The 1,369-nt window shown below is 59.5% G+C and carries 1 protein-coding gene; it reads right to left on the bottom strand.

Features of this window, described 5'->3' with window-relative positions:
• Window positions 1-1,369 (bottom strand): PHA/PHB synthase family protein (locus DT23_RS17635; protein ID WP_051697409.1); only part of this gene is annotated, 1,369 nt, incomplete at both ends.

Below are 1,369 nucleotides of genomic sequence, written 5' to 3'. Positions count from 1 at the left end.
AGCTGGAATTGGCGCGGTGATCGCCGATGCGGTAATGGCGATGCGGGTGACCGGGTTCGCTGATGATCCCGGCATTATGCCCGCCGCTGGTCAGCAGGAAGGTGACATCAACATCGCTCAACAGCGTGGCTTTGTAGACCGAGTGCCAAGGCGCCACGTGATCGCGCTCGGCCCCGACGGCAAAGATCGGCGTGGTGATATCGGGCGGCGCGACAGTAACATCGCCCAGCTCAAACCGGCCTTGCGAGAAGTCATTATCGAGAAACAGCTTTTGCAGATATTGCGAGTGCATCTGATAGGGCATCCGGGTGGCATCGGCATTCCACGCCATCAGATCGTTGATCGGGCGGCGCTCGCCCATCAGATAATCATGCACGACGCGCGACCAGATCAGATCGTTCGCGCGCAGCATCTCGAATGCGCCCGCCATTTCGCCCGCATCCAGATAGCCGCGCTCGGCCATCATGTCCTTGAGAAAGGCGACCTGACTGTCATCGACAAACAACAGGATCTCGCCCGCCTCGGTAAAATCCATCTGCGCGGCAAACAGCGTCAACGTTGCCAAACGATCCTGCCCGGTCTTGCCCAGCAGCGCCGCCGCGAGCGACAAAAGCGTGCCTCCGATGCAATAGCCCACGGCATGCACCTTGGGCCCCGGCACGATGGCCTGCACCGCATCCAGCGCAGCCAGAACGCCTTTTTCCACATAGGTCTGAAGGCTGAAATCGCGCTCTTCTTCGTCGGGGTTTATCCACGAGATCATAAAGACCGTGTGGCCCTGTTCGACCAGATAGCGCACCATCGAATTCTTCGGGCTCAGATCAAGAATGTAGTATTTCATGATCCAGGCGGGCACGATCAGGATCGGCTCGGGATGCACTTTTTCGGTGCTCGGCGTGTATTGGATCAGCTCGATCAATTCGTTGCGATAGACCACCTGTCCGGGCGTCACGGCGACCTCATGGCCGGGGCGGAAATGCTCGGCCCCTTCGGGCGGTTTGCCTTCGGTTTCGCGCATCAAATCCGCAAAGAAATGCTGCGCACCTGTGATCAGGTTCTGACCGCCGGTCTCGCGGGTGCGTTCAATGACCTCGGGGTTTGTGGGCAGGAAATTGGACGGGGAGATCATATCAAGCCACTGCCGGACCCCGAAATTCACCACATCAAGATGATGGCTTGAAACGCCTGCGATCCCTTTGGTCAATTCATCCCAGAGCTGCTCGGTCGCAAGGAAGGACTGGGCATAGGCGGCGTAGGGCCATTTCCGCCACGCCGGATCGTCAAATCGATGATCCTCGGGGCGCGCAGCGATCGGGGCCTCGCCCTCTTTGGTGTGATCCACCGCCAGCGCCGAGAGATACCCCGCCAG

Source organism: Thioclava indica, assembly GCF_000714545.1.
In the GTDB taxonomy this organism is placed as follows: Bacteria; Pseudomonadota; Alphaproteobacteria; order Rhodobacterales; family Rhodobacteraceae; genus Thioclava; species Thioclava indica.
This window is presented reverse-complemented; position numbering and strand designations above follow the sequence as displayed.